2 protein-coding genes are annotated in these 3,368 nt (G+C 55.7%); both read right to left on the bottom strand.

Features of this window, described 5'->3' with window-relative positions:
• Positions 1–27: 27 nt before the first annotated feature.
• Positions 28–1,545 (bottom strand): hypothetical protein, encoded by a 1,518-nt coding sequence (locus ACYQ1H_RS15260; protein ID WP_460028899.1) that lies wholly within the window; start codon positions 1,543–1,545, stop codon positions 28–30.
• 32 nt (positions 1,546–1,577) lie between these two features.
• Entirely contained in the window at positions 1,578–3,266 is a 1,689-nt protein-coding gene (locus ACYQ1H_RS15255; protein WP_460028898.1) for a hypothetical protein, read from the bottom strand.
• Positions 3,267–3,368 lie beyond the last annotated feature (102 nt).

The raw sequence follows: 3,368 nt of genomic DNA, 5'->3' as shown, positions 1-3,368 counted from the left end.
TGAGGGCTGTTGCCGGGCGGGCTTTCCTCAGTCTGGTGGATTCAGGTTGCTACTCCTTTTGTAGATGTCGTAACCGGTTATCGATGTTTGCAATGTGTAATGTTCCCACAGTCGCCTGAAACCGTCATCCTTGAGGAAATACGTCAGGATATCGAAGCCTTCCGGTAGCGATTGCTTGTGCTGCGATTCGTCCACGACGATAACATCCGGCTTCAGGTTCTCCATATCGGTGTTGAGGGACTGGATAAGCCAGGGCTGCAAGAATTTGGCCTTCTCGCGGTCAGTCACGCTGCCCTCGCTTAATTTTACGATACCACCCAGATCGCCGAGCACGGGGGCGCGGGCTGCCAGTCGTGTGCCGGGCATCGTCAAGAGACCCGGAATGAGGCTTGTGCTCATCATCAACAGGGATTTGTTGTTTGCTTCTTTCTGCAGGATGGCAATCAGAGGCGGTGGTTTGATGCTATAGGACCAGGCCATGGTTTTCGCCAGAAGACCAAAATAGAGCACGGTAATCGTTGCCGCTGACAGGGGCTTGCCACAAAGTGCGATGTCAAAACCGCCTCTGGAACCCAAGGCACTCATCAGGCATGAGGTTGTCATCAGGACCATGGTGAATGTCATAATGATGAAGGCGGGCAAGGCATGATAAAACCAGCCTTTCTTTTGCAGCAGCGCCGAAATCAGCCCCATCAAGGCGGCGAGCGCCAGATTCATGGTCTGAGCATTGCCAGCGCTTGTTGAATCACGATAGAGATACATCAGGCAGAAAACCAGGTAGCCACCTAAGAGTTCTTCCTTCAAGGCATTGATGACGATGGGCCACGGCTTGTCGTAACCAAAATAGGTCTGGCCATGGAGTACGGCTTCTGCCCAGTACTCCGGGTATCCGTAGGTGACTATCGTCACATACAGGATGGGGGCGATGCCAAAAGGGAGCGCCGATAAATGCCAGTTTCGTGACAGCGGCTGGTGCCACAGACGGCGAGCCAGCACGGCCAGTGGCATAAGGATCAGGAAAGGCTTGATCAGTAACCCGACAGCAGACAGCCATATGGAAAAGGTTTCCAGCCTGCTGGGCCCGGCTTTGTTTTCGGGTTGCGCGAGGGACAGCCACAGCAGGCCCGGAAGAGCCAGGATGATGGCCAGATGTTCTCTCTGGCCAAAGTCGAAGCCGGGCAACAATGCGAGGGATGAGGCATAGGCCAGCACTAAAATGTTATGGCCGCGGCCATGCGATAGTTTCGAAATGGGCTTGATGGCCAGTCCTGTCGAAATGCCTATCAGGATGGCGACATAGACAATGAAGGTTGGGTAAAGCTCGGTCCCGTGGGTCCGAGAAAATGCCGCAGGAGGCAGGTTGATCCAGGCGGCAAACGGAGGATTGATCTCGATGAAGTCCTTGCCATAGGTTCCTCCATCCAGCATTCTCTGCGCTATTCTCAGAAGCCATTCGTTATCATGATTTGGAGGCAATTTAGCAATATGGACATGTGCAGCGGCGAAAACCACAGAAAAACAGGCAAGCCAGATCAGTATTCGCATTGTCGACGTTGAAGGAGTCGTTACCATATCGCTCAGTTATCCAGTGACGATAGTGGTCTCGGCAATCTGTAGAGGAACACGGCCATGTCGTGTGATGCCGCTTGTTCTCCGTCCACGCTGACGGTGGTTCCAGTGAACCGGAATGGCCAGCGCTTGACGAGAGTACTGGTGGCGGCCGCATCGCTTCCCAGCCGGTTTTTTATATAGTCGTCAATGCCGTTGTCACGCCCTCCCATGGGGACACCATGGTTGACGATATAAGCAAGGTTCCGCTCGGTGAGAAACCTGCCCACGTTGCCTGTCATGTGGGCCTTCAGAAAGTCCATCGAATTGACCACGCCATCCAGGTTGATGATGGAGCGGTGGGCATAGTAACCGAGTACGCCCGCATCCCAGGCGCCCAGAACCGTGTCAGTTGGCAGGTTCGAGGCGATCCATTCCGCGGCGGCCTTGTTGGCAAGCAGAATGGAGTAACGCGACGCGGCGAACATATCTCGTATGCTCAGCATGAAGAAAATCAATAATGGCAGCATCAGAAGGCCCATGGCGGGCGCCATTGCCTGAAAGTCGGAGTGGTTGGGCTTTTTTTCGGTTATCGCAGCTTCGCCCAGGTCGGCAACGAATATCGTCAAGAACATCTGGGAGTACAAGGCTACAGGCGCGTAATACCATAACCACTGCTGATTCTGGGCTATTCCGTAATATCCCAGGATCAGGCAGCAGAATGCGGCAAACCAGGCTGTCGATGGCAGGAAGCGCCGCAGTCCGGGAAATCTCGATGGCGAGGTTGTCAACGGCTGCCGCTGGCCAAGCCAGAGTATGCAGAGGGCCAACCCTGTCACAATGCCCAGCATGCCCCAGCGATAGGGCGTCAGGGAAACTCGCTTCACCAAACCGCTGATCTGCACGAAGGTATCGAAATAGTACTGATTGGCCAGGCCATACAGCAGTACGGTCATCAGTGGTGCTGCCGTGAGTTCCAGCCAGGGCAGCCAACCGCGTTTGCCGGTTCGAGGTATCTCAAGCAGCGTCCAGAACCCGACGCACGACAGCAGCAGCACGTGGTCGGTGCGAGCCAGTATCGCCAGTGACAGCAGCGCGGACAATCGCAGGCGCTGGCTGCGGGATGCGCGGGTCAACCAGCTGCCCTTCCATCCGGCTGTGAGCAGCAGTATGCCGGTGTCGAGCAGCATGACGAGGGCCGATTCCATGCCGTTGATCGTGATGCGTGCGATTGCCGGTGTCAGGGCAAACAGGCCGAATGCCACGATGGCGACGCGACCAGTTGCGGCAGGCCGCTCTTCCGGCGCGGCAACGGCGCGTGACTCATGCCTCGTCTCCAGACACAGGCTGAGCATCCGGCCCATCAGGGAAAGGCTGATACCATACAGTATCGCCTGCAAGGCCAGCAGGCAGCGTGCGGCCGAGGCATCGCTCAGGTTCAGCCAGTAAACCGGCGTGATCAGCAACATCCACAACGGATGATAGCCGTTGGTTGCGTCAATGCCATCGAATGTCGATCCATGCCCCTGCGCGATATGCCGGGCAATGGTGAAATAGTAAAAGGCATCGTCAAAGGTCAGGGCATGAATGGCATCGTCCCAGAATATCGCTATCGCCAGCCAAATCCAGGCTGTACCCCAGGCCGCGAGCGTGAAGAGTCGTGCAACTGCGTGTCCGGGTCGTTCTGGTTGGGTGGGTAGGTTTTCGGTGAATGGCATGGGTGGGACAGTAGAGTTTGGTATTGGAGTGTTATGGGTTGGCGCAAAACATGATAGCGAGAGCATTGATGCCAAGCCAACATATCCTATGGTCTTCACACG

This window comes from Methyloparacoccus murrellii, assembly GCF_054657115.1.
The sequence above is the reverse complement of the archived record's forward strand: the minus strand, read 5'-3'. Positions and strand labels throughout refer to the sequence as shown.

Excerpts from the sequence above, each read along its gene's own strand:
- ACYQ1H_RS15260 (WP_460028899.1), bottom strand. The coding sequence starts at position 1,545 with ATGCGAATACTGATCTGGCTTGCCTGTTTTTCTGTGGTTTTCGCCGCT.
- ACYQ1H_RS15255 (WP_460028898.1), bottom strand. The coding sequence starts at position 3,266 with ATGCCATTCACCGAAAACCTACCCACCCAACCAGAACGACCCGGACAC.